21 protein-coding genes, 1 pseudogene and 1 riboswitch are annotated in these 21813 nt (G+C 61.6%); of the genes and pseudogenes, 15 read left to right on the top strand and 7 right to left on the bottom strand.

All coding sequences use genetic code 11. The features are described from left to right. Window positions 1–35: 35 nt before the first annotated feature. Window positions 36–707, bottom strand: coding sequence for a Crp/Fnr family transcriptional regulator (locus ACXYMO_RS05620; RefSeq protein ID WP_458877671.1), 672 nt, complete (start codon window positions 705–707; stop codon window positions 36–38). A gap of 110 nt (window positions 708–817) precedes the next feature. After that, a complete protein-coding gene (locus ACXYMO_RS05615) occupies window positions 818–1180 on the bottom strand; it encodes an OB-fold nucleic acid binding domain-containing protein (protein WP_458877670.1) in 363 nt (120 codons plus the stop codon). Window positions 1181–1307: 127 nt separating this feature from the next. Here ACXYMO_RS05615 and ACXYMO_RS05610 point away from each other — a divergent pair, with 127 nt between their 5' ends. Then, window positions 1308–1631 carry a 2Fe-2S iron-sulfur cluster-binding protein gene (locus tag ACXYMO_RS05610; protein WP_458877669.1) on the top strand — a complete coding sequence of 108 codons (324 nt, stop codon included), beginning with the start codon at window positions 1308–1310 and terminating at the stop codon, window positions 1629–1631. After that, entirely contained in the window at window positions 1631–2497 is an 867-nt protein-coding gene (locus ACXYMO_RS05605) for an FG-GAP repeat domain-containing protein (RefSeq protein WP_458877668.1), read from the top strand. The genes ACXYMO_RS05610 and ACXYMO_RS05605 overlap by 1 nt, the downstream gene beginning before the upstream one ends. Before the next feature lies 1 nt (window position 2498). Here the strand turns inward: ACXYMO_RS05605 and purD are convergent, their stop codons facing one another. Beyond that, window positions 2499–3770 carry a phosphoribosylamine--glycine ligase gene (gene purD / locus ACXYMO_RS05600; protein WP_458877667.1) on the bottom strand — a complete coding sequence of 424 codons (1272 nt, stop codon included), beginning with the start codon at window positions 3768–3770 and terminating at the stop codon, window positions 2499–2501. An 83-nt stretch (window positions 3771–3853) separates the two neighbouring features. Between purD and xseA the strand changes: the two genes are divergently transcribed. Then, window positions 3854–5413 (top strand): exodeoxyribonuclease VII large subunit, encoded by a 1560-nt coding sequence (gene xseA, locus ACXYMO_RS05595; RefSeq protein WP_458877666.1) that lies wholly within the window; start codon window positions 3854–3856, stop codon window positions 5411–5413. A gap of 7 nt (window positions 5414–5420) precedes the next feature. Here the strand turns inward: xseA and ACXYMO_RS05590 are convergent, their stop codons facing one another. Together ACXYMO_RS05590 and ACXYMO_RS05585 are read right to left on the bottom strand one after the other, a co-directional pair. Next, a complete protein-coding gene (locus ACXYMO_RS05590) occupies window positions 5421–5753 on the bottom strand; it encodes a hypothetical protein (RefSeq protein WP_458877665.1) in 333 nt (110 codons plus the stop codon). After that, on the bottom strand, window positions 5743–6873 hold the full coding sequence (locus tag ACXYMO_RS05585; protein ID WP_458877664.1) for an alkane 1-monooxygenase: 1131 nt from the start codon (window positions 6871–6873) through the stop codon (window positions 5743–5745). Before ACXYMO_RS05585 ends, ACXYMO_RS05590 begins: the two co-directional genes overlap by 11 nt. A gap of 221 nt (window positions 6874–7094) precedes the next feature. Here ACXYMO_RS05585 and ACXYMO_RS05580 point away from each other — a divergent pair, with 221 nt between their 5' ends. The 3 genes from ACXYMO_RS05580 to ftsY are packed head-to-tail and all read left to right on the top strand — an operon-like array spanning window position 7095 to window position 10882. Next, window positions 7095–8780, top strand: coding sequence for an NAD(P)H-dependent oxidoreductase subunit E (locus tag ACXYMO_RS05580; protein WP_458877663.1), 1686 nt, complete (start codon window positions 7095–7097; stop codon window positions 8778–8780). After that, the gene (locus ACXYMO_RS05575) at window positions 8777–9424 is read left to right on the top strand and encodes a lysoplasmalogenase (RefSeq protein WP_458877662.1); all 648 of its coding nucleotides are present in this window, start codon (window positions 8777–8779) and stop codon (window positions 9422–9424) included. The genes ACXYMO_RS05580 and ACXYMO_RS05575 overlap by 4 nt, the downstream gene beginning before the upstream one ends. Window positions 9425–9472: 48 nt before the next feature. Then, window positions 9473–10882 carry a signal recognition particle-docking protein FtsY gene (gene ftsY / locus ACXYMO_RS05570; protein WP_458877661.1) on the top strand — a complete coding sequence of 470 codons (1410 nt, stop codon included), beginning with the start codon at window positions 9473–9475 and terminating at the stop codon, window positions 10880–10882. A 20-nt stretch (window positions 10883–10902) separates the two neighbouring features. Here the strand turns inward: ftsY and ACXYMO_RS05565 are convergent, their stop codons facing one another. Further along, complete coding sequence (locus ACXYMO_RS05565; protein WP_458877660.1) at window positions 10903–11076, bottom strand: hypothetical protein; 174 nt, start codon at window positions 11074–11076, stop codon at window positions 10903–10905. Between the two features lie 42 nt (window positions 11077–11118). On the opposite strand from ACXYMO_RS05565, the gene ACXYMO_RS05560 reads away from it, so the two are divergent. The 3 genes from ACXYMO_RS05560 (at window position 11119) to ACXYMO_RS05550 (ending at window position 13363) form a co-directional block, all read left to right on the top strand. Next, window positions 11119–12021, top strand: coding sequence for an EamA family transporter (locus tag ACXYMO_RS05560; RefSeq protein WP_458877659.1), 903 nt, complete (start codon window positions 11119–11121; stop codon window positions 12019–12021). Between the two features lie 8 nt (window positions 12022–12029). Then, window positions 12030–12641 carry an inner membrane-spanning protein YciB gene (locus ACXYMO_RS05555; protein WP_458877658.1) on the top strand — a complete coding sequence of 204 codons (612 nt, stop codon included), beginning with the start codon at window positions 12030–12032 and terminating at the stop codon, window positions 12639–12641. Window positions 12642–12877: 236 nt separating this feature from the next. After that, window positions 12878–13363 (top strand): hypothetical protein, encoded by a 486-nt coding sequence (locus ACXYMO_RS05550; protein ID WP_458877657.1) that lies wholly within the window; start codon window positions 12878–12880, stop codon window positions 13361–13363. 18 nt (window positions 13364–13381) lie between these two features. On the opposite strand, the pseudogene ACXYMO_RS05545 reads toward ACXYMO_RS05550, so the two are convergent. Next, window positions 13382–14085 (bottom strand): annotated as a pseudogene (locus ACXYMO_RS05545) (glutathione S-transferase N-terminal domain-containing protein). 145 nt (window positions 14086–14230) lie between these two features. Beyond that, window positions 14231–14307: riboswitch (SAM riboswitch) on the top strand. Between the two features lie 61 nt (window positions 14308–14368). On the opposite strand from ACXYMO_RS05545, the gene metZ reads away from it, so the two are divergent. From metZ to ACXYMO_RS05515, 6 genes are all read left to right on the top strand, one after another. Beyond that, entirely contained in the window at window positions 14369–15559 is a 1191-nt protein-coding gene (gene metZ, locus ACXYMO_RS05540) for an O-succinylhomoserine sulfhydrylase (protein ID WP_458877656.1), read from the top strand. A 209-nt stretch (window positions 15560–15768) separates the two neighbouring features. Continuing rightward, on the top strand, window positions 15769–16872 hold the full coding sequence (folE2, locus tag ACXYMO_RS05535; RefSeq protein ID WP_458877655.1) for a GTP cyclohydrolase FolE2: 1104 nt from the start codon (window positions 15769–15771) through the stop codon (window positions 16870–16872). A 132-nt stretch (window positions 16873–17004) separates the two neighbouring features. Beyond that, entirely contained in the window at window positions 17005–17799 is a 795-nt protein-coding gene (locus ACXYMO_RS05530; RefSeq protein ID WP_458877654.1) for a hypothetical protein, read from the top strand. Between the two features lie 143 nt (window positions 17800–17942). Further along, complete coding sequence (locus tag ACXYMO_RS05525) at window positions 17943–18698, top strand: hypothetical protein (RefSeq protein ID WP_458877653.1); 756 nt, start codon at window positions 17943–17945, stop codon at window positions 18696–18698. A gap of 62 nt (window positions 18699–18760) precedes the next feature. Continuing rightward, the gene (locus tag ACXYMO_RS05520) at window positions 18761–20209 is read left to right on the top strand and encodes a TrkH family potassium uptake protein (RefSeq protein ID WP_458877652.1); all 1449 of its coding nucleotides are present in this window, start codon (window positions 18761–18763) and stop codon (window positions 20207–20209) included. Next, window positions 20209–21795: a 5-guanidino-2-oxopentanoate decarboxylase gene (locus ACXYMO_RS05515; RefSeq protein WP_458877651.1), complete on the top strand. Its 1587-nt coding sequence runs from the start codon at window positions 20209–20211 to the stop codon at window positions 21793–21795. Before ACXYMO_RS05520 ends, ACXYMO_RS05515 begins: the two co-directional genes overlap by 1 nt. Window positions 21796–21813 lie beyond the last annotated feature (18 nt).

Here is a 21813-nt window from a genome sequence, read left to right as displayed (position 1 = left end):
GAGATTTTTCAAATTTTCAATTATTGGGTCCGCGGTCAGGTCGGATCCGGCTCGGCCAGCGCCTGCAACGCGGCGTGGTCGCGCACGGAAATCGTGCCTCGGGTCGAGGAGATGATCCCCTTGCGTTTCCAGGAGGACAGGGTTTTGGACACGGCCTCACGCGTGGCGCCGACAAATTCTGCCAGTTCCGCCTGTGTCAGGGTCAGCGTCGCGGGCGGACCATCCGAGCGCTCGCAGAGGTAGAGTATCTTGCGTGCCAGTCGGGCGGGCATGGGAAGAAAGACATACTCGATGATCTGACGGTCCATCCAGCGCATGCGCTGTCCTGCGAGATGGATCAGGTCGATGGCAAGATCAGGCGCCTTGCGCACCTGTTCCATCACATCAGCATACTGGACACAGCGCACGGTGCAGGGGTCGATCGCGGTGACGGTCGCGGTGCGCCGACCGGGATCGAACAGGGCGATTTCGCCGAACAACGCGCCTTCACGTATCACGTTCAGTGTCAGCTTGCGCCCGTCCGGGGACAGAACGCTGACCTCGAGCGTGCCCTTGGTCAACGCAAACAGCGCGCTCGCCTCATCATCCTGTTCGAAAAGGACCTCGCCGGGGCACAGGCTGATTTCAAGGGCAAGAGCATCAAGCATGTCCCTGAGCGCGTCTGACGCCCTGGACAGGAAACCGGTTTTTGGCAGTTTGTCGTGCATTTGGCCGCGTTCCTAACTGGCAAAGATCACACTAGGTGGGCAAGGGGGGGCAAGTCCATGCAGTATCATGAAAGATCGCCCCGAACGTTGCTTTGGGGCCGCGGGGCCGGTCAGGGAACGGGCTGAAGCAACCGGTCGAGCAGGGGCGAGATATCTTCGATCTCTTCGGCGATCACATGCGTCACTTCGTGGGCACGCTGCAACCGGCCTGTCACGCGCAGCATGCGCCCTGCGATCACCGCGCGGCGGAACCGTTCGTACATGGCGCGCCAGACGATCACGTTGACGACGCCGGTTTCATCCTCGAGCGTGACAAAGATCACCCCGTTGGCAGTGCCGGGGCGCTGGCGCAGGATGACCAGACCGGCCACGGTGACACGCGCGCCCTGGGGCGGTTCATCCAATCGCCGCGCCATCAGGCAGGCGGGCGGCCGCGGCCATCTGCCTGGGCGGGAAGGGGAATAGACATGCATGAGAACAAAAATAGAACATATATGAATATTGTCCAGTTCCCCGGGCAAGGGTCGCAAATCGGGCTGGCATGCCCTAAATCCCTTGTCTAGAGAGATTTGCATCAGATCGAAAAGGGAACGCGGCAGCATGGCAAAGATTACCTATATCGAGCACAACGGAAAAGAACACGTGGTGGATGTGGCCAACGGGCTGACCGTCATGGAAGGCGCGCGCGACAACAACATACCCGGTATCGAGGCCGATTGCGGCGGCGCCTGCGCCTGCTCGACCTGTCATGTCTATGTCGATCCGGCCTGGGTGGAAAAGCTGCCGGCCAAGGACGATATGGAAGAGGACATGCTGGATTTCGCCTATGAGCCCGATCCGGCGCGGTCGCGTCTGACCTGCCAGATCAAGGTGACCGACGATCTGGATGGTCTGGTCGTGCATATGCCCGAAAAGCAAATCTGATGAGAGTCGCGCATTTCCGGTGCGCACGGTCCAAGGGCCTGCTTTCCGGTAATGTGGTGTCTTTTGCGGACAGGGCGCGGCGTCGGGCGTTTCGCCTGTGGCCCGGTCTTGCCCGCCGCGCGGTGTCGGTCGCGTGCCTGTGGCTGGCGGTTTCGACCGCATCGGTCCACGCTGCCCCCAGGCAGGTCTGCAGCGAGGGCGATGGCCAGGTTCTGGTCCGCGCCTGTTTCGAAACCGTGCCGGGCGCCCCCGTCTATGGCCATGGCATTCTGGGCGACACGCCGGAATGGAACGCACTGACCCTGCATTGGGCCGACCGGGGCCGCGCCGCGACACGGATCAGCCAGGACAGCCATATTTTCGAAGACATCGCGCCGCGCATCGTGGATGTGACCGGCGACGACCTTCCCGAAGTGGTGGTTGTGCAGTCGAGTTTCACCGAAGGCGCGCGGCTGGCGGTGTTTTCAGCGGATGCCGCGCCGCATCTGTTGGCGGCGACGCCCTATATCGGGCGCGCGAACCGGTGGCTGGCCCCGGTCGGGGTGGCCGATCTGGACCACGACGGCAAGGTCGAGCTGGCCTATGTCGACCGTCCGCACCTGGCCAAGATCCTTCGGGTCTGGCGATTTGACGGGGATCGGCTGGTGCCGGTCACGACGTTGAAGGGGCTGACCAATCATTGGATCGGGCGGCCATTCATTGAGGGCGGTCTGCGCAAATGCGGGCGCGACTATGAAATGATCACCGCCAACACCGACTGGACGCGGGTGATATCGACCCGGTTGGTGGGCTATGCGCTGGTCCGGCGCGACATCGGGGCTTATAGCGGCCCCGACAGTCTGAAAACGGCACTGATCTGCCGCTGAGTTATTTTCCGTCCAGCGCCCGCCAGCCGATGTCACGGCGATAGAACCCGTCGGGCCAGTCGATCGCCTCAACCATCGCATAGGCGCGGTCGCGCGCCTCGGCCAGGGTTGCGCCGCGTGCGGTGACATTCAGGACCCGGCCTCCCGTGGCGATGATCTTTCCATCCTTTTCGCTGGTCCCGGCGTGAAAGCACATTTCGCTGCTGGTTTCGGGCAGGGCGTCAAGACCGCGGATCACGCTGCCTTTTTCGTAGGACCCAGGGTAGCCATTGGCCGCCATGACCACGGTCATGGCGTGATCGTCGGCCCAGTTGACAGTCTTTTCCTTCAACCGACCCTCGGCGGCGGCATGCATCAGGTCCATCGCCTGTGCCCCAAGGCGCATCATCAGCACCTGGCATTCGGGATCACCAAAACGGACGTTGTATTCCACCAGCCGGGGTTGGCCGCCCTTGATCATCAGCCCGACATAAAGCACCCCCTGATAGGGCGTGCCGCGGCGGGCCATTTCGTCAATCGTGGGCTGGACGATTTCATCCAGCGCCTTTTGCGCGATCTCATCCGTCAGAACCGGCGCCGGGGAATAGGCCCCCATGCCGCCCGTGTTGGGGCCGGTGTCGCCCTCGCCAACGCGCTTGTGGTCCTGCGCGGTGCCGATGGGCAGCACGGTTTCACCGTCACACAGCACGAAAAAGGACGCCTCTTCGCCCTCCATGAACTCCTCGATCACGACCTCGGCGCCCGCGCCGCCAAAACTGCCGCCGAACATATCGTCGATGGCATCCAGCGCAGTTTGTTCGTCCATCGCCACGATCACGCCCTTGCCCGCGGCCAGACCGTCGGCCTTGACCACGATGGGGGCACCTTTGGCGCGCACATGGGCCTTGGCGGCGTCGGCATCGGTGAAATGTCCATAGGCGGCAGTGGGTGCGCCGGCGGCATCGCAGATTTCCTTGGTAAAGCTTTTTGACGCCTCAAGACGCGCGGCTGCCTCGGACGGGCCAAAGACCAGAACGCCCGCGTCGCGCAACCGATCCGCGACACCGGCGGCCAACGGGGCCTCGGGGCCGATGATCACGAAATCAATGGCGTTTTCCTCGACGAAATTGGCCACCGTGCCGCCGTTGTTGATGTTCAGAGTCGCGCAATCGGCGATGGCGGCGATCCCGGCGTTGCCTGGCGCGACGATCAGCTTGTCGCACTTGGGGTTCTGCAGCACGGCCCAGGCTAGGCTGTGTTCGCGCCCGCCGCTTCCTAGGATGAGGATATTCATGGGCGCAATCTCCGTTCTGTCTGCACTTGGCCTCGGTCTGGCGGCGTTCTAAGCTGTGCGGACAGGCGAAACAAGGCACCCAAATGTCCGATCTTCTCGATGACCCGACCCCGGGGCAGAACATGCCCGAATTTACCGTGTCCGAAATCTCGGGTGCGGTAAAACGCACGCTTGAGAATGAATTTGGCCGGATCCGGGTCAAGGGTGAGGTCGGGCGCGTGTTCAAGGCGCGCTCGGGGCATCTTTATTATGACGTCAAGGATGACCGGAACGTTCTGGCCTGCACCACGTGGAAAGGGCAGGTGGCGAATCTCTCGGTGGTGCCCGAAGAGGGGCTGGAGGTTGTCGTCACCGGGCGGCTGACTGCATTCGGGGCGCAGTCGAAATACAACCTGAATGTCGATGAGGTGGCGGTCGCCGGGCAGGGGGCGCTGATGGCCCTCCTGGAAAAGCGCAAGAAACAGTTGGCCGCCGAGGGGCTGTTTGATGCGACCCGCAAGAAACCCCTGCCGTATCTGCCCGATATCATCGGGGTGATTACCTCGCCCTCGGGTGCGGTGATCCGGGACATCCTGCACCGGCTGCGCGACCGATTTCCGCGCAAGGTTCTGATCTGGCCGGTGGCCGTGCAGGGGGCCAATTGCGCCCCCGAAGTGGCCCGCGCCATCGAAGGGTTCAATGCGCTAAGCGCCGGTGGGGCGCTGCCCCGGCCCGATCTGATCATCGTGGCGCGCGGTGGCGGGTCGGTCGAGGATCTGTGGGGCTTTAACGAGGAAATCGTCGCCCGCGCGGCGGCGGCCTCGCAAATTCCGCTGATTTCGGCGGTCGGGCATGAAACCGATACCACGCTGATCGATTTCGTGTCGGATCAGCGGGCACCGACCCCGACGGCGGGGGCCGAACTGGCGGTGCCGGTTCGGATGGAGTTGCTGGCCTGGGTCGATGGTCAAGGCGCGCGGCTGATCCGGTCGGCCAATGTGATGGTGACGCAGCGCCGTCAGCGTTTGGCTGATCTGGCCCGGGCTTTGCCCAAGGGCGACAGCCTGTTGGAAAACGCGCGCCAAAGGCTGGACCGGGCGTCGGAAAACCTGCCAGCGGCCTTGGGGCAGGGCGTGCAGCGCCGCCGCCTGCGCCTGTCCGAAACCTCGGGCAGTTTGCGCCCCGCGACCCTGCGCCGGATGATCGCGACCGAACGGTCCGGACTTGAGAAACAGGCCGCGCGCCTTGCCCCGGCACTGCGCCGGGGGCTGGCCACGCGCCGCGATGCGTTCCAGTCCCGCGTGGTTCGGTTGCAGCCGCAACAGGTGAAGGTCCAGTTGCAGCGCCGACAGGACGCATTTGCCGCGCTCAGCCGTCGTCTGGCGGTGGCGGGGCAGACCCAGATGCAGCGGTTGAACGCCCGGCTGACGTCGGCGGACCGGATGCTGTCGACCCTTGGCTATCAGGCGACGCTAGAACGCGGATATGCGGTGGTGCGGGCCGATGGCGATCTGGTCACCACGGCCAAGGCTGCCGGAAAAGCGCCGGTTCTGGAAATCCAGTTCTCGGATGGGCGGGTGACCGTGGGCGGAAAAACCGCCACCAAGCCGGCGAAATCAGCCCCGAAGGCGAAAAAAGGTCCTGATCAGGGAACGCTGTTCTGACGCCGGATCAAACCCCGACGTCTGGACCATAGCAGATCATCTCTTCGCCGATGTCCTCGGCCTCATACAATTCGGTCGACCGGGGGTCGTTTTCAAACTGCGCGACCAATCCACCCGGTGTCTGGAAAAAGGTCCAGCATTGCGGGTCCGTGCGGTCTTCGTACAGGAAACAGATCTGGCCCTGATCCTCGTACCAGACGCCGTTCTTGCATTTGCCATCCAGAAACGACCAGATCACGCGGCGGTCATCGAGATAACGCTCCACACCATAGGTCTGGCCGTTGTCACCGTAAAACAGGGTCTTTCCGCGGGTGTAGGAGTCAAACGCCTCAGCCCCCATCGGAGTTTGCGCGAAGAGGGGCGATGCCGTCAGGGTCAGAAGAATCAGGATTGATCGCAACATGGGTTGAGTCTGACAGATCGGTCCCGTCTGCGCCAGTTGCCGGGCACCAGCGCGCCACGCGGCGGTCCATAATCCGCCGCCACAGTGACGGGACCATGGCAATCGCCCCCATCAGTGGAAAAGAATAGGGCAGCATCGGCATGGTGTCGCGGTCCAGCCGGAGCGCTGGAAAGGGACGGGCGGGGTGGGCGTGATGGTCCGAATGGAGCGGGGCGTTCAGCATCATGGCGACCGAATACCACGGCGCGGCGTTCCAGGAATGTTGCGGGCCGACCGGTTCGGGCCGCCCGTTAGGGCCGATCCGCCGGCGCAGGCCATAATGCTGGATATAGTCGGATACCATCAGCTGCATCTGGGCAAAGACCGCCAGCGCGATCAGGACCAGCACACCGCGCCATCCACCGATGATCCCGGCAAGGACGACGGACAGGGCCGAACCCAGCCCATAGGCCAGATAGGGATGGGACAGCCATGCCCGCCCGGTCGCCTGACGGCGCCGGTTTTCGGCCGCCAGCCCGGCGCGAAACGATCCAATCCAGGCGCGCGGCCAGAACCGGTAGAAACTTTCGCCCTTGCGCGCCGAATTCGGGTCCTGGTCGCTGGCTACCCAGACATGATGTACCAGCGGGTGGGCCGACGCGTGATGGCCAAACAGAAGCGATGAGAAGACGGCAATGCCCAAACGGCGCGGCCATCTTGCGGCAGAATGGATCAGCTCATGCGCGTTGGAATTGGAGACCTGCCCGAAATAGGTCCCCAGCCCCAGCCCCAGCGCCACGCCCTGCACAGGCCCCAGCGCCGCGTGCCCCGACAGGGCCCAGACACCTAGAGCCAGCAAAGGGAAATGCACCACCGCCAAGGCGGTCGACAGGACCCGCCCGGCACGCAGCGTTGCGTCGTCCTCGCGCATGGGAAGGCGCACCCGCGTCAGCCGGTCGATGGCCAACACGAAAACAGTGACAAAAGCCCAGGCGACAAACCCCCATGCCCCGCCCAACAGGCAGGCGGCCGTCAGAACGACGACGGGTGAAAGGCTGGCCAGGGCAAACCAGAGCATACCAAAGTTCCCATTGCATTGCGCGTCCCGCCTGACGACCCTGTCAGCCGGACATTGAGGTTACATTCCGATGACGCACATGTGGTGTCAAATAGACAGCACGCCGTCACCTATCGGAAAGAAATAGCAACGCAAAGCCGCTTTGCCATGTCGCTTTTGGTTCCCCTCACGGTTTCGGGGCGCGCTATAGACGGGGCACAACGCAGGAAGGAACGCAGCAAATGGCGCTGGACGAACGCAAAGGTGTGTGGAAATCGGGCAAGGGCAAGGGGCGTCACACGCCCAAGGGCCGGCAGTTGGACGATGCCGCATGGGACCAGGTGCGCGCCTTGTTGGGCGATGCGCCGCGCCGCCGCGATCTCTTGATCGAACACCTGCATCTGATCCAGGATGAATATGGCCATCTCTCTGCCGCGCACCTGCGGGCGCTGGCCGAGGAAATGCGCCTGTCCATGGCCGAGATTTACGAGGTGGCGACGTTTTACGCCCATTTCGACGTGGTGAAAGAGGGCGAAACCCCGCCGCCCGCGCTGACCATCCGGGTCTGCGACTCTCTCAGCTGTGAAATGGCCGGGGCGCAAGCGTTGAAATCAGCGTTGGAGCAGGGGCTGGACCGCTCGCAGGTGCGCGTGTTGCGCGCGCCGTGCATGGGGCGGTGCGATACTGCGCCGGTTCTTGAAATCGGGCACAACCACATCGACCACGCCACACCTGAAAAGGTGCAGGCGGCCATTGCTGCGGATGACACGCACGCTCACATCCCCGACTATCAGGCGCTTGCGGCCTATCGCACCCTTGGCGGGTACGAAACGCTGTTGGATCTGCGCGTGAATGGCGATTGGGAAGAGGTGCAGGAAAAAATCCTGTCCTCGGGTCTGCGGGGGCTGGGCGGCGCGGGGTTCCCCAGTGGCAAGAAATGGGGCTTTGTGCGGGCCAATGAAGGCCCCCGCTATCTGGCTGTCAATGGCGACGAGGGCGAGCCGGGCACCTTCAAGGACCGCTATTACCTTGAGCGTGAACCCCATGTTTTCCTAGAGGGAATGCTGATCGCCGCTTGGGCGGTCGAGGCCGACACCTGTTACATCTATATGCGCGATGAATATCCGGCGGTTCTGGAAATTCTGCGCCGCGAAATCGCCGCACTGGAAAGTGCGGGCATCATCGGACCGGACTACATCGACCTGCGCCGGGGCGCCGGGGCCTATATCTGCGGCGAAGAAAGCGCGATGATCGAGAGCATCGAAGGCAAGCGCGGCATGCCGCGTCACCGCCCGCCTTTCGTGGCGCAGGTCGGGATATTCAATGCACCGACGCTGGTTCATAACGTGGAAACCCTGCATTGGGTGGCGCGCGTCTGCCGCGAAGGTCCCGAAATTCTAAGCAATGTCGAACATAAAGGCCGCAAGGGGCTGCGCAGCTATTCCGTGTCCGGACGGGTGAAAAACCCCGGTGTGCATCTGCTGCCCGCTGGCTCCACGATTACCGAGGTGATCGAGGCCTGTGGCGGTATGGCCGAGGGGCACACATTCAAGGCGTATCAGCCGGGTGGCCCGTCGTCCGGGTTGTTGCCGGCGTCGATCAACGATGTGCCGCTGGATTTCGATACGCTGCAACCGCTGGGCACTTTCATCGGGTCGGCCGCCGTTGTGGTCCTGTCCGATCAGGACAGCGCCCGGGCCGCCGCGCTGAACATGCTGCGGTTTTTCGAGGACGAAAGCTGTGGCCAATGTACGCCTTGCCGGGTGGGCTGTGAAAAAGCGGTCAAGCTGATGCAGGCGGATCAATGGGATCAGCCGCTGCTTGAGGAATTGTGCACCGCCATGGCCGATGCCAGCATCTGTGGCCTGGGTCAGGCCGCGCCGAACCCGATCCGCCTGACCATGAAACATTTCCCGGACGAGCTATGAGCGCTCCCTTCATCATCGCCGCCCTTGCCGCGCTGGCCTATCTGCCGCTGGCGGCGCGGCCCGTGGGGCTGGTCCGGTCGGTTCTGAAAACCCTGTCAGTGGCGGCGCTGGCCGTTGGGGCGTTTTTGGCAGGGGCCCCTCTTTCGGGTGTGGCGCTGGCGCTCTGTGCGCTGGGCGACTGGCTGTTGTCGCGCGATGGCGACGGGGCCTTCATGGCCGGGGTCGGGGCCTTTGCCGCCGGGCACGTGGCCTATATCGTGTTATTCCTGTTCCAGGCATCCAGCGATTGGGCGCGGCTGATTGAGACGCCCGCCCTTTATATCGCGATTGCACTGGCAGTTCTTGGCGTGGTGATGGCCCCGGTTCTGGCCCGCCGCGCCGGGGATCTGCGCGGCCCGGTTCTGGGATATGTGCCGATCATCCTGGGCATGGGCTTTGCCGCGCTGACCCTGCCGGGCAAGGGGCCGCTGGTCTGGGTGATGCCCGCGGCGGTGTCCTTCATTATCTCGGATCTGGTGCTGGCAAGCGAGAAATTCCTGCTGCCCCCGGCCCATTCCTTCCTGCGGTTTACCCCTTATGTCATCTGGGTGCTCTACTGGGGCGCACAGGCGGGGTTCTTTTTCGCCTTCTCGCAAGGCTTTTAAACCCGGCCAATCCGCATTAGGTGATGAATAACACCAGCGGAGTCGAGAATGGCGTTTTTCAAAAAGCTCAAGGATCGGTTGTTCAAATCCTCCTCGAAGATCGAGGAAGGGCTGGATGCGATTGTCGAGGATGGCGGCGAGGAAGAGGTCGTCGAGATCGAGGCGGTTGCCGAACCGGTTGAACCTGCCCCGGAACCAGAACCCGCACCCGAACCGGCCCCGGCCCCCGAACCGGCCCCTACGCCCGAGCCGCAGCCGATCCCCGAGCCCGAGCCCGAACCCCAGCGCGTACCGGAACCGGCGCCCGAACCGGTCCCCGAGCCTGCGCCGACGCCCGAGCCAACGCCGATCCCCGAGCCCGAGCCCGAGGTCGTGCCGGTGCCCGATCCGCACCCGGCCCCCGAACCGGCCCCGACGCCGGAACCCACGCCCGAGCCGCTGCCAACCCCCGAGGTTGACCCGACCCCGGGGCCGATGGAATTGCCGCAATCGCCAACATTCTACCCCGACCCAACCCCGGCCGAAGCCCCGATGCCCACCGATCCGCCGGAAACCACCGGCAACAAGCCGGGGTTCCTGGGCCGCCTGCTGAAACGGGCCCAGCCCAAGACGGTTGTACGCCGCACGCTGGACGATGACATGCTGGAGCAGCTCGAAGAGTTGCTGATCACCGCCGACATGGGTGTGGATACCGCGCTGCGTGTCACGGCGAACATGGCCGAGGGACGGTTTGGCAAGAAACTGTCCGTCGATGAGATCAAGCAGCTTCTGGCCAGCGAAATCACCCGGATCATGGAACCCGTGGCCAAACCGATGCCGATCTATCCCAAGCGCCCTCAGGTCGTTCTGGTGGTGGGCGTGAACGGGTCGGGCAAGACCACGACCATCGGCAAGCTGGCCAGCCAGTTCAAGGCCGCCGGAAAAAAAGTGGTGATCGCGGCGGGCGACACGTTCCGCGCCGCCGCTGTCGAACAGCTTCAGGTCTGGGGCGACCGGGCCGGGGTGCCGGTGCTGACCGCGCCCGAAGGGTCCGATCCGGCCAGCCTCGCCTTTGATGCGATGACCAAGGCGCAGGAAGACGGGGCCGATCTTTTGATGATCGACACTGCCGGGCGCTTGCAGAACCGGGCCGACCTGATGGAGGAACTGGCCAAGATCGTTCGCGTTATCCGCAAGAAGGACGAAACCGCGCCGCACAACACCTTGCTGGTTCTGGACGCCACCACGGGTCAGAATGCGCTGAGCCAGGTTGAAATCTTCCGCAAGATCTCGGACGTATCCGGCATTGTCATGACCAAGCTGGACGGAACGGCCAAGGGTGGTGTTCTGGTTGCGCTGGCTGACAAGTTCGGTCTGCCGATTCATGCCATCGGCGTGGGCGAACAGATCGACGATCTGGCCCCCTTCGACCCCGAGGAATTTGCCGCCGCACTGACCGGGCTGGACGTAGATGCGTGAAACCCCGCGCGCATGGCGGATCATTCCCGTTGGCTGATGTGCGCTTTGATCTGTTTTATCACGGCAAACACCGCGACCACGATAAGCGCCGCCATCAGCCGCGCCCCCGTCGACACACGTGAAAACGATCCGGTCAGTTCGTCGATGAAAATATCCCAAATGAAAAGCTCTTCTCCCGTCTTGAAAAGGGGCAACGCACAGTGGTGCATCCTGGTTCATGCCTCGCGGGGCAGGGCATGAGCAACTGGCTTGTCTCGCTGGAAGGAACGCAGGCTGGGCACCAGCTGGCCCTCGCGCTGGCCCTGTTGGCGGCCTTCCTGCATGCGGTGTTCGGCGCCCTCCAAAAGGGGCGGCACGATCCTTGGCTGTCGCGCGGGGCGATCGATTTTTCCTATGGGGTGATGGCGGCCCCCTTTGCCCTGTTCGTGGTGCCCTGGCCGGAACCGCACATGTGGCCCATTTTTGCCGGGGCTTTCGTGATTCACGTGGGTTACAAGCTGTTGCAGGCGCAGGCCTATACCAAGGGGGCCTATACGGTTGTCTATCCGGTGGTGCGCGGAATGGGGCCGCTGTTCACTGTGATCGGCGCCTATCTATTGTTTCAGGAAACGTTCACGGTGGCCCAGTGGCTCGGCGTTGCCGTGCTGCTGGCGGGTATCTTCGGGCTGGCGGCCTACAACTTGGCTTACTTGGAAAGCGCCCGCGACACATTGAACCTGGCGCTGGGGCTGGCGGTGCTGACCGGGTTGTTTGTGGCGCTTTACACCACATATGACGCTTATGGCATACGTGCGACGGCCAATCCCTTCACGTTTCTGGCGTGGTTCTTCATGATCGACGGGCTGTTCATGCCGCCGCTGGCCTATCTGCGCTGGCGCAACATGGCGGACCGGCCGGAGGTCTGGCCCCTGATGAAACGGGGGATGATCGGCGGGGTCGTGGCGTTTTTCAGCTTTGGGTCGGTCATGATGGCCACCCGGCTGGACAAGGTGGGCGAGGCGGCGGTGCTGCGCGAGACATCGACGGTATTTGCCGCGCTGATCGGGTGGCTGGTGCTGAAGGAAACGGTCGGGCCGCGCCGCATTGCATTGATGGCATTGATTGCGCTGGGCGCTGTGATAGTTGAGATGGGAGGATAGGAGCCCACATGAGCGAGCAGAAAAAAGACGTCAACGTCGTTGTGAAACAGGTGCTGGAACTGGGTCCGCCCATTCTGTTTTTCCTGATCTACCAGCGCATCCGTGACAACGTCTATACCATTGCGGGCACCGATTATTCGGGCTTCATCGTATCGACCGTGATCTTTGTTCCGATCATGCTGGTGGCGATGGGTATCCTGTGGCACCTCACCGGAAAGCTGAGCAGGATGCAGGTTTTTACCGCCTTCATGGTGATCTTTTTTGGCGCGCTGACCGCCTGGTTCAATGACGAGCGGTTTTTCAAGATGAAAACCTCGATCGTTTACAGTGCCTTTGCGGGGATACTCGGCATCGGCCTTTTGCAGGGCAAATCCTATCTGGCCTATGTAATGGAAGAAATGATCCCGATGCGCCGCGAAGGGTGGATGATCCTGACCCGGCGGCTGTGTTTCGGGTTCGCAGGTCTGGCCGTCGCCAATGAACTGGTCTGGCGCAACATGTCCACGGATCTTTGGGTCAAGATCGAGACCTTCGGCTTTCCGGTTGCGCTGTTTGCGTTCCTGTGGTGGCAGATCGTGGCGCTGCAAAGCCATATGATCGACCCGCCCGACAACGCCTGACGGTCCAAAACAGGGCGCAAAGGCCCTGTGCCCCGTGAATTGCCACAATCCGCCCGATTTCCACCCGGATTCGCGGGCAGGGTGCGGGCATGATCAAACGTTATTGGATATTATTTTGGATATTGCTGCGGAATATGCGGCCTGTACCTGCGGGTCGGCTGTTACCTGCGCTTGTTCTGATATCCGTATGGACGGCACTGCGGCAGGTGCCTTCGTTTTCTGACATTCCTGACCCCATGGCGTTTGTCCTGTCCCTGGTCGTTGCCGAAACGTACCTGATGTGGCGCAACTTGCCTGCGAGCGTCGGCGCGCATGGCCCGTCCACGGGAACCGCGACACCAGCCATGTTCTGGGGAATCGGTGGTGCCGCGGCCCTTGCGCTGGTGCAGATATGGCTGGCCGATCCGATCGTGTCGCAACGCATCCTGTCAGGGGCCTGTGCGCTTTATGTGCTGGTCATGGCTCTGGGCATCGCCGGGGACGAGGACGTGCTGAACCACTTTGCGCCGGATGAACAGGATATCTGCCCCATGGTCGTGCGCCGCCACCTGCTCAAGCTTTACGCGCTGGTCGCCTTTACGCTGCTGGTTCTGAACGAGTCGCTGATCGCCGCCCATGTGCCCTTGGATGGGCGGATTGTCATGCTGGCCCTGGCGCCCCTGGCCCTGCATGTGTTCTATGAGATCGTTCTGGTACTGACCCTGCCCCTGCACGGGGACTAAGAGGGCACCTGACCGGCCTTAGACTTTCTGCTTGAACAGTAAGTCCTGCGCGGTCTTGTCCTTCTGCAGATCGCTGCGCAGTTCCGCCGCCAGGGCGCGACCCGCCTTGACCGCCGGGCGCGCGCCAACCGTGTCCAGCCAGCGTGCCAGGTTCGGTTTGTCCCCAAGCATCTGTTGCTGGCCTTTCCACAGGCTTGCCCAGGGCCAGATCGCCATATCGGCGATAGAATAGTCGCCTGCCACGAATTCGTTATCCGCAGTTGCCTGTCGAGCACGCCATAAAGCCGCGCGACTTCGCCGCGATAGCGGTCCTTGGGATAAGGCAGGTCCTGGGGCGGGTCCATCATCGGGGCATATTTGATGAAATGATGCGCCTGACCCGCCATCGGGCCGACGCCGCCCATCTGCCACATCAGCCATTGATCCACGATGATCCGCTCGCGTTCAGTCGCGCCATAGAACCGGCCTGTCTTGCGTGCGAGGTATTGCAGGATCGCTCCGGATTCAAAAATGGAAATCGGTGCGCCATCGGGGCCTTCGGGATCGACAATTGCCGGCATTCGGTTGTTAGGCGCGATTTTCAGAAAGTCGGGGTTGAACTGTTCGCCCTTGGCGATGTTCACAAGGTGGGTGCCATAGGCCAGCCCCATCTCTTCCAGTGCGATCGAGATTTTCCACCCGTTCGGCGTGGGCCAGAAATAGAGATCGATTGTCTTGGTCATGTCGCGCACCTCTGGTTGTGACGCGGATCATGAAGATTTTTACAGGCTGGGCAAGGGCGGGGGCATCGCGGGATGTGCTACACCCCGTGACTACCGGTCGTATTTCCAAGGTTGACGCGACAGCGGTGGCGCAGGTAAATGCAGCCTCAGAAGACGTGGCGATTTGTTACCGGATTGCGGGCCACGATAAACACACCGCTAAAAGGTCAGGATGAAAGGCCCCTTTCGCTTGACCGCGTCTGGGGTTTTTTGTTGCGCCCTGAAATACGGGCCGGAGGACGATATGAGCGATAGCTGGAACAAACGCACCACCGCCGTGCACGGTGGCACCCGCCGCAGCCAGTATGGCGAGGTGAGCGAAGCCATTTTCCTGACGCAGGGCTTTGTCTATGACACGGCCGAAGCCGCCGAGGCGCGGTTCATCCAGACGGGCGAGGACGAGTTCATCTATGCCCGCTATGGCAACCCGACCGTGCGCATGTTCGAAGAGCGTATCGCCGCGCTGGAAGGGGCCGAAGATGCCTTTGCCACTGCCAGCGGCATGGCGGCGGTCAATGGCGCGCTGACCTCGATGCTGAAGGCGGGCGATCATGTCGTGTCGGCCCGGGCGCTGTTCGGCTCCTGCCTCTATATCCTCGAAGAGGTGCTCACGCGCTATGGGGTCGAGGTGACATTCATCGATGGCACCGATCTGGATCAGTGGCGCGCCGCCATCCGCCCCGCGACGAAAGCGGTGTTCTTTGAATCCGTCTCCAACCCTACGCTTGAGGTGATCGACATTGCCGCCGTCGCCGATCTGGCCCATGCGGTCGGCGCAAAAGTCATCATCGACAATGTCTTTGCGACACCGGTCTTTTCCGATGCCATCGCGCAGGGGGCCGATGTGGTGGTCTATTCGGCGACCAAGCATATCGACGGGCAGGGCCGGGCGCTGGGCGGTGTCATCCTGGGCAGCCGCGAATTCATCCGCAAAACCGTTGAACCCTACATGAAGCACACCGGCGGTTCGATGAGCCCGTTTAACGCGTGGATCATGCTCAAGGGTCTGGAAACCATGCAGTTGCGCGTCAATGCGCAGGCAGACAGTGCCCAGTCCATCGCAACCGCGCTGGAACAGCACGACGGGTTGAATCGGGTGATCTATCCCGGGCTTGCGGGACATGCGCAACACGATCTGTGCGCGCGCCAGATGGGCAAGGGCGGCACGGTTCTGTCGCTTGACCTGAAAGGCGGCCAGCAGGCGGCTTTTGCGTTTTTGAATGCGCTCAAGATCATCCTGATCTCGAATAACCTGGGCGATGCCAAATCGATCATCACCCATCCGGCCACGACGACCCACCAGCGTCTGTCAGACGCGCAGAAAAAGACACTTGGCATCGCGCCGGGCCTTGTGCGCCTGTCGGTCGGGCTGGAAGATGCCGGTGATCTGCTCGCCGATATCAAGCAGGCGCTGGCGGTTGCAGGTCAGCCATAAATTGACCGGGCCCGGAGCGGGACACTGCTCTGGGTGGCTGGCCCCATCGGGCGCCTTGGGCTGAAATCGGGCGCGTCCCCAATCTTTGGCGGCCCGGCATACTCCATATTTCTGTGATCCGACGACGGTTTGGCGCCGTACAATCTTTAAGCAGTGGAAAAATGCTGACTCAAAGATTACATATTCATATGGACGTCGAGGGTAAATCAATGAACATTCACACTCCGCCACCGGAAAATACGCCGGACAAGACCGATGCCGAGGCCGCGCTTGACGTGCTGCGGACTTGGGCCAAAACCGCATCGCAGGCGGAGTTGACGGCATTGGACCCGGCACTGGCCCGTCTGATCCCGGGGTCGATCCCCAACGAATACCCGGCCTATTCGCGGGACTATCCGCATGATTTCCGCGTTGATGAGGGATACAAGAACTCTCTGCCTGATTTGCAGAATGGCCCGTCCAGCCTGATCCGTGGGGCCAAACGGCTTATCCAGCACGTCGGCATTTCCAACTTTCGCCTGCCGGTGAACTTTCACACCCGCGACAATGGCGATCTGATGCTGGAAACTTCCGTCACCGGCACCGTCAGCCTTGAGGCCGACAAGAAGGGCATCAACATGTCCCGCATCATGCGCAGTTTCTATGCGCATTCCGAAAAAACCTTTAGCTTTGAGGTGATCGAGGCGGCGCTAGACGATTACAAGGCCGATCTTGAGAGCTTTGACGCCCGTATCCAGATGCGGTTTTCCTTCCCGATGAAGGTTCAAAGCCTGCGGTCGGGTCTGTCAGGATATCAGTATTACGACATCGCGCTGGAACTGGCCGAAACCGACGGGGTGCGCCAGAAGATCATGCACCTCGATTATGTCTATTCCTCGACCTGTCCCTGTTCCCTGGAACTGAGCGAGCATGCGCGCGCATCGCGCGGTCAGTTGGCGACGCCGCATTCGCAACGATCGGTTGCGCGGATTTCGGTTCAGTTGGAATCGGACGCACAATGTCTTTGGTTCGAAGACCTGATCGATGCTTGCCGGCACGCTGTGCCGACCGAAACCCAGGTGATGGTCAAGCGCGAGGACGAACAGGCCTTTGCCGAGCTGAACGCCGCCAACCCGATTTTTGTCGAGGATGCCGCGCGCCTGTTCTGTGAACAGCTCCACGCGGATCACCGCATCGGTGATTTCCGTATCATCGCCAGTCACCAGGAAAGCCTGCACAGCCATGATGCCGTGTCGGTTCTGGTCGAAGGTGAGACATTCGCAGCGCAAAACCTGGATCCAAAACTGTTTTCAACCCTGTTTCACGTCGGCTAAACCGGATGCACGTATGGGTTGCGGTGTTGCATCGGTGTTTCACCTTCGCGCGAATCCGATCCCCCGTTCCATGGCCCGATTGAACCCGTTTTGCGGCCCGCGTTACCCTTACGTCAGTTCTGGGGTATATTCGTGTTTGCAGTTGAGATCATCATTCACGCTTTCAAGGCACTGTTCGATGATGTCTGGGCAACGATCCGGCTGACGGGGATACCGTTCCTGATAGGTGTGGCGCTGCTTGTCGGGATCGCCGTTTTCGTGCTGGGTATACCCTTTGAAAACGTGATCCGGCTGCGGTTGAACATCGAGCGTTTTGACGGATCGTTTTTCACCGCCTTTTTTCTGGGCTTTCCGGTTGTTCTTTTTACCCTCTGCTGGGCCGGTGTCGGGTGGCATCGTTTCGTCCTGTTGGACGAACGGCCCAAGACAGTTTTCCCGCCGATCCGGGCCACCCTGACGCTGGCTTACGTAAGGGCGTCCATCCGGTTGTTGTTGCTGGCGCTGCTGCTGCTGATGCTGCCTGTTGGCGTGCTCATTGGGCTGGCCGTCTCGATCGAGTTCAACGAAGGCCTTGGTGTTCTTTTGCTGATCATGTCGGTGGTTGCGCTGGCTGCGGTTGTCTTGCGGTTTGCCCTTGTCTTGCCTGCGGTGGCGCTGGATGCACCTTTCGGGAGTCACGCGGCGTGGACCGCGACTGCCGGACATTTCTGGACATTTGCGACGCTTGTCTTTGCCGGTGGCCTGATCGATTACCTTTCGGATCACATGATTTCGCCGGGCGTGTTCGGCTTTGCCCTGATGGTGCTTGTCAACTGGTTCCATCTTGCGATGAACCTGTCGATCCTGACGACGCTCTACTGGATTCTGGCAGAGGGGCGCGCCCTGAACGGACATGTCGTGGCGCAGGGGACAGACCACCCTGAGTGAGGACCTAACCGCAGAACCCGGCGCAGATAGCTGTTGCACTTTGGCGTCACGGCGGCTCAATTCGATTTCTGCGCACATCCTGTGCTGTTCGGTTCAGCGTGCGGGTATATTCTGTCTGAAACCGTTACGGAGACAGACCCCATATGTTCGCATTCAATGTCCTTGTTCATGCCGCAAAGATGATCTTTCACGATTTCTGGACCAGTGTCCGGATCACGTTCATTCCCTACTTTCTTGGCATGATACTGGCCTTTGGCGCAGGGTACCTGATCGCGGGCCCCGAAATTCAGGCGTTTTTTGGAGCAAGCTTGGAGAACGCTGGTATGACCGGGCGCATGTGGCTTGCCATCCTGGCGGCGACGCTCATCGTGATGCTGGCGTTCTTTTGGGCGGCCGTGGCATGGCATCGGTACGGGTTGTTGGCGGAACAGCCCGAGGGTTTCATGCCGGCGGTGAACGGTCGGTTGATCTGGAGCTATTTTATGGCCAGTCTCCGGATCGGTTTGGTCTTCATTGGGCTGCTCATCCCTGCGGGGCTGATCCTGTACATGTCGTCCTTCCTCGGGCCGGGTGCCGTCATTGGCGGTATCCTCTTTGCAATCGTCATGATCGTTCTCGTCGTCATGGTCTTTCGCATGTCGCTGATCCTGCCTGCCGCGGCGATTGATAAGCCCCTGACCATTCGCGGTGCGCTGGACGCGACACGGGGCTATTTCTGGCATTTCATCCTACTGGGCATTTTCACCTCGCTCATCAGCCAACTGGGGGATTCAGTCAGCGGAGCGGGGATCTTCGGGCTTGTGCTTTTCATTCTCATCAACTGGTTCAACTTTGCGCTGGGCCTGTCGATCCTGACCACGCTCTATGGGGTTCTGGTCGAAGGACGCGATCTGGACTGAACCACCACGCCGCGCGGGGTGCCACCTTGACACCGCCGCCCGCCCGCGCCAACGCTTCGCCCATGTTGGACCTGCGCCCTGTTGGATATGTGATCGGCCTTCTGGTTGCCATTCTTGGCGCCACGATGGCCGTGCCCATGCTTGTCGATCTGGCGCAGGCAAACGGCCATTGGTGGGTCTTTCTGGAAAGTGGCCTGATCACCGTTCTGGTCGGCGGACTGATCGCTCTGAGCTGTTCGAACGGTGTGCAACAAGGGCTGACCATCCAGCAGACGTTCCTGCTCACCACCGGTGTCTGGCTGGCCCTGCCGGTGTTTGCGACCTTGCCTTTCATGCTGGGGGCAACCGGGCTCAGTTTCACGGATGCGTTTTTCGAATCCATGTCCGGCCTAACCACGACCGGGTCGACGGTCTTATCCGGATTGGACGACCTGCCTCATGGTATTCTTTTGTGGCGCGGCATTCTGCAATGGCTGGGCGGGATCGGGATCATCGTCGTCGCCATGGTGTTCCTGCCCGAACTGCGGGTTGGCGGCATGCAGATTTTCAAGACCGAGGCGTTCGATACCTTTGGCAAAATCCTGCCCCGTGCCACGGAGATCGCCAGCCAGATTTCGGTGATCTACATCATGCTGACCTTGGCCTGCATGCTGTGTTATTCGGCATTGGGCATGAGCGTGTTCGATGCGACCGTCCATGCCCTGACCACAGTATCGACCGGCGGATTTTCCAATTACGACGCATCCTTCGGGACGTTTTCGGGCAACATGGAATATGTCGCCTCGGTTTTCATGATTCTCGCCGCGCTGCCATTCGTCCGTTATGTGCAATTGATCAACGGTCAGACAAACAGCCTGTGGATCGACAGCCAGGTGCGTGGGTTTCTGGCGACCATCCTTGTGCTGGTCGTGGTCACGACGGCGGTGCTGACCACGATTTTTCCACACCATTGGGAACAATCCCTGCGCGAGGCCCTGTTCAATATCACGTCGATCATTTCGGGAACCGGCTATGCCAGCGTCGACTACATGGGCTGGGGGCCGTTCCTCGTATCATTGTTCTTCTTCATCGGTCTGATCGGGGGCTGTGCGGGATCGACCGCCTGCTCGATCAAGATTTTCCGCTATCAGATTTTGTTCGCCTCCATCCGCGTTCAGATACAGCGCATCCGCTCGCCCCACGGCGTGTTCGTGCCGCGCTATGCGGGGCGTTCGGTCGATCCGGATACGCTCAGTTCGGTCATTTCCTTTTTCGTCTTCTTTGTCGTGACGCTTGGCATTGTCGCCTGGGGCCTGGCGCTGACCGGGCTGGATTTGACGACCGCGGTTTCGGGAGCGGCGACGGCCGTTGCCAACATCGGCCCCGGACTTGGCGACGTCATCGGTCCGGCGGGCAATTTCGGCAGTCTCAATGACGGGGCCAAATGGATCCTGTCCATCGCTATGCTGATCGGGCGGCTGGAACTGCTTGCGGTCTATGCCATCCTGACGGTCCAATTCTGGAGAGCGTGATGAAAAGACCCCTGGGTGCGCAGATTTCCCATATGCTGAAGGACCGCGGGGTCGATGTGATTTTTGGCATCCCGGGTGTCCATAACCAGGAGATGTATCGCGGCATAGAAGAAGCCGGGATCACCCACGTGCTGGCCCGCCACGAACAGGGCGCCGGGTTCATGGCCGATGGCTATGCCCGGGCCACGGGGCGGCCGGGTGTGGCCTATGTCATCACCGGCCCCGGTCTGTGCAATATCATGACGCCGATGGGGCAGGCCTATTCCGACAGCGTGCCGATGCTGGTCATCTCAAGCTGTCTGGACGAAACGGCCGCGACGAAGGGCCAGTTGCACCAGATGAAGGATCAGCAGGGGGCGGCCGCCTGCGTCTGTGACTGGTCGGAAGAGGCCCGCACGTCCGAGGCGGCGTATCAGCTGATCAACCGCGCTTTTCTTGAGATGCACTCGGCGCGCCCGCGACCAAAGCACATTCAGATCCCCATTGCGGCGCTTGAGGCGGTGGCGGACCCGAGTGATGCCGAAAACATGGGGCTGAGCGATGGGGGAGAACAGATCGACGAGTCCCTGTTTCCCGTGATCCCGCGGATGCTTTCCAAGGCGCGCAAACCATTGGTGATCCTTGGGGGCGGCGCGCGCGATGCAACTGACGACATTCGCGCCCTGCTAGGGCGGTGCCCGATCCCCGTGTTCACCACTTATGCAGGCCGTGGCATCGTTGCGTCCGACTATCCGTTTCTGTTCGGGAGTACGCTGGCGCGCCCTGACAGCGCGACGGTCATCGCTCAGGCGGACCTGGTCATCGCTGTCGGCACCGAAATGGCCGAAGTCGATCTGTGGCGCAGCCATCTAGGTAATACGGCCAAACTGGTACGGGTGGACATTGATCACGGCGTTCTCTCTGCACCCATGGGGCAGGCGATGCGGTTCAAATCCACTTCGCACAGGTTCTTCCGGCAATTGTCCGGCGTCGATGACATGCCGGTCTGTTTCGACTGGACGCCTGAAGAGGTCAGCGCCGCCCGTGCCCGCTGGCGCGCTCAAACGGATGCCGAACGCCCCGGCATCGTGCCCATCTGCGATGCCCTGCGCGACGCGGTGCCGGACGGGACCATGATCTATTCCGACATGACCCAGTTTGCCTATGTCGCGAAAGAGGTCTGGGATATGGACCGGCCCGGCCATTGGCATCACCCTTACGGGTTCGGCACGCTGGGCTATGCGCTGCCTGCCGCCATTGGCGGGGCGATGGGCCGTCCGGGTCTTCCAACCATGGCAATCGCTGGCGACTACGGGTTTCAATACTCAATGCAGGAACTGGGCGTCGCGGTGGAACTGGGCCTGCCGATTCCGGTTGTCCTGTGGGACAATGGCAAGCTGGGCGAGATCGAAGACAGCATGACAGCCGCCCAGATCGCACCCAACGCGGTGATCGCGCGCAACCCGGATTTCTGCAAACTGGCCGAGGCATTTGGGGCCCGTGCCACGGCCCCGTCCACCCTGGACGAGATGCAAAATGCCGTCCGGGCGGCGTTTGGCGCGGATGGCCCGACGCTGATCCATGTGACGCCGCAGATTCTGCGCTGACGCGGGCCAATTCCCCCG

It is taken from the genome of Arenibacterium sp. CAU 1754 (assembly GCF_054482635.1).
The sequence above is the reverse complement of the archived record's forward strand: the minus strand, read 5'-3'. Positions and strand labels throughout refer to the sequence as shown.

Excerpts from the sequence above, each read along its gene's own strand:
- ACXYMO_RS05620 (WP_458877671.1), bottom strand. The coding sequence starts at position 707 with ATGCACGACAAACTGCCAAAAACCGGTTTCCTGTCCAGGGCGTCAGAC.
- ACXYMO_RS05615 (WP_458877670.1), bottom strand. The coding sequence starts at position 1,180 with ATGCATGTCTATTCCCCTTCCCGCCCAGGCAGATGGCCGCGGCCGCCC.
- ACXYMO_RS05610 (WP_458877669.1), top strand. The coding sequence starts at position 1,308 with ATGGCAAAGATTACCTATATCGAGCACAACGGAAAAGAACACGTGGTG.
- ACXYMO_RS05605 (WP_458877668.1), top strand. The coding sequence starts at position 1,631 with ATGAGAGTCGCGCATTTCCGGTGCGCACGGTCCAAGGGCCTGCTTTCC.
- purD (WP_458877667.1), bottom strand. The coding sequence starts at position 3,770 with ATGAATATCCTCATCCTAGGAAGCGGCGGGCGCGAACACAGCCTAGCC.
- xseA (WP_458877666.1), top strand. The coding sequence starts at position 3,854 with ATGTCCGATCTTCTCGATGACCCGACCCCGGGGCAGAACATGCCCGAA.
- ACXYMO_RS05590 (WP_458877665.1), bottom strand. The coding sequence starts at position 5,753 with ATGGGGGCTGAGGCGTTTGACTCCTACACCCGCGGAAAGACCCTGTTT.
- ACXYMO_RS05585 (WP_458877664.1), bottom strand. The coding sequence starts at position 6,873 with ATGCTCTGGTTTGCCCTGGCCAGCCTTTCACCCGTCGTCGTTCTGACG.
- ACXYMO_RS05580 (WP_458877663.1), top strand. The coding sequence starts at position 7,095 with ATGGCGCTGGACGAACGCAAAGGTGTGTGGAAATCGGGCAAGGGCAAG.
- ACXYMO_RS05575 (WP_458877662.1), top strand. The coding sequence starts at position 8,777 with ATGAGCGCTCCCTTCATCATCGCCGCCCTTGCCGCGCTGGCCTATCTG.
- ftsY (WP_458877661.1), top strand. The coding sequence starts at position 9,473 with ATGGCGTTTTTCAAAAAGCTCAAGGATCGGTTGTTCAAATCCTCCTCG.
- ACXYMO_RS05560 (WP_458877659.1), top strand. The coding sequence starts at position 11,119 with ATGAGCAACTGGCTTGTCTCGCTGGAAGGAACGCAGGCTGGGCACCAG.
- ACXYMO_RS05555 (WP_458877658.1), top strand. The coding sequence starts at position 12,030 with ATGAGCGAGCAGAAAAAAGACGTCAACGTCGTTGTGAAACAGGTGCTG.
- ACXYMO_RS05550 (WP_458877657.1), top strand. The coding sequence starts at position 12,878 with ATGGCGTTTGTCCTGTCCCTGGTCGTTGCCGAAACGTACCTGATGTGG.
- metZ (WP_458877656.1), top strand. The coding sequence starts at position 14,369 with ATGAGCGATAGCTGGAACAAACGCACCACCGCCGTGCACGGTGGCACC.
- folE2 (WP_458877655.1), top strand. The coding sequence starts at position 15,769 with ATGAACATTCACACTCCGCCACCGGAAAATACGCCGGACAAGACCGAT.
- ACXYMO_RS05525 (WP_458877653.1), top strand. The coding sequence starts at position 17,943 with ATGTTCGCATTCAATGTCCTTGTTCATGCCGCAAAGATGATCTTTCAC.
- ACXYMO_RS05520 (WP_458877652.1), top strand. The coding sequence starts at position 18,761 with ATGTTGGACCTGCGCCCTGTTGGATATGTGATCGGCCTTCTGGTTGCC.
- ACXYMO_RS05515 (WP_458877651.1), top strand. The coding sequence starts at position 20,209 with ATGAAAAGACCCCTGGGTGCGCAGATTTCCCATATGCTGAAGGACCGC.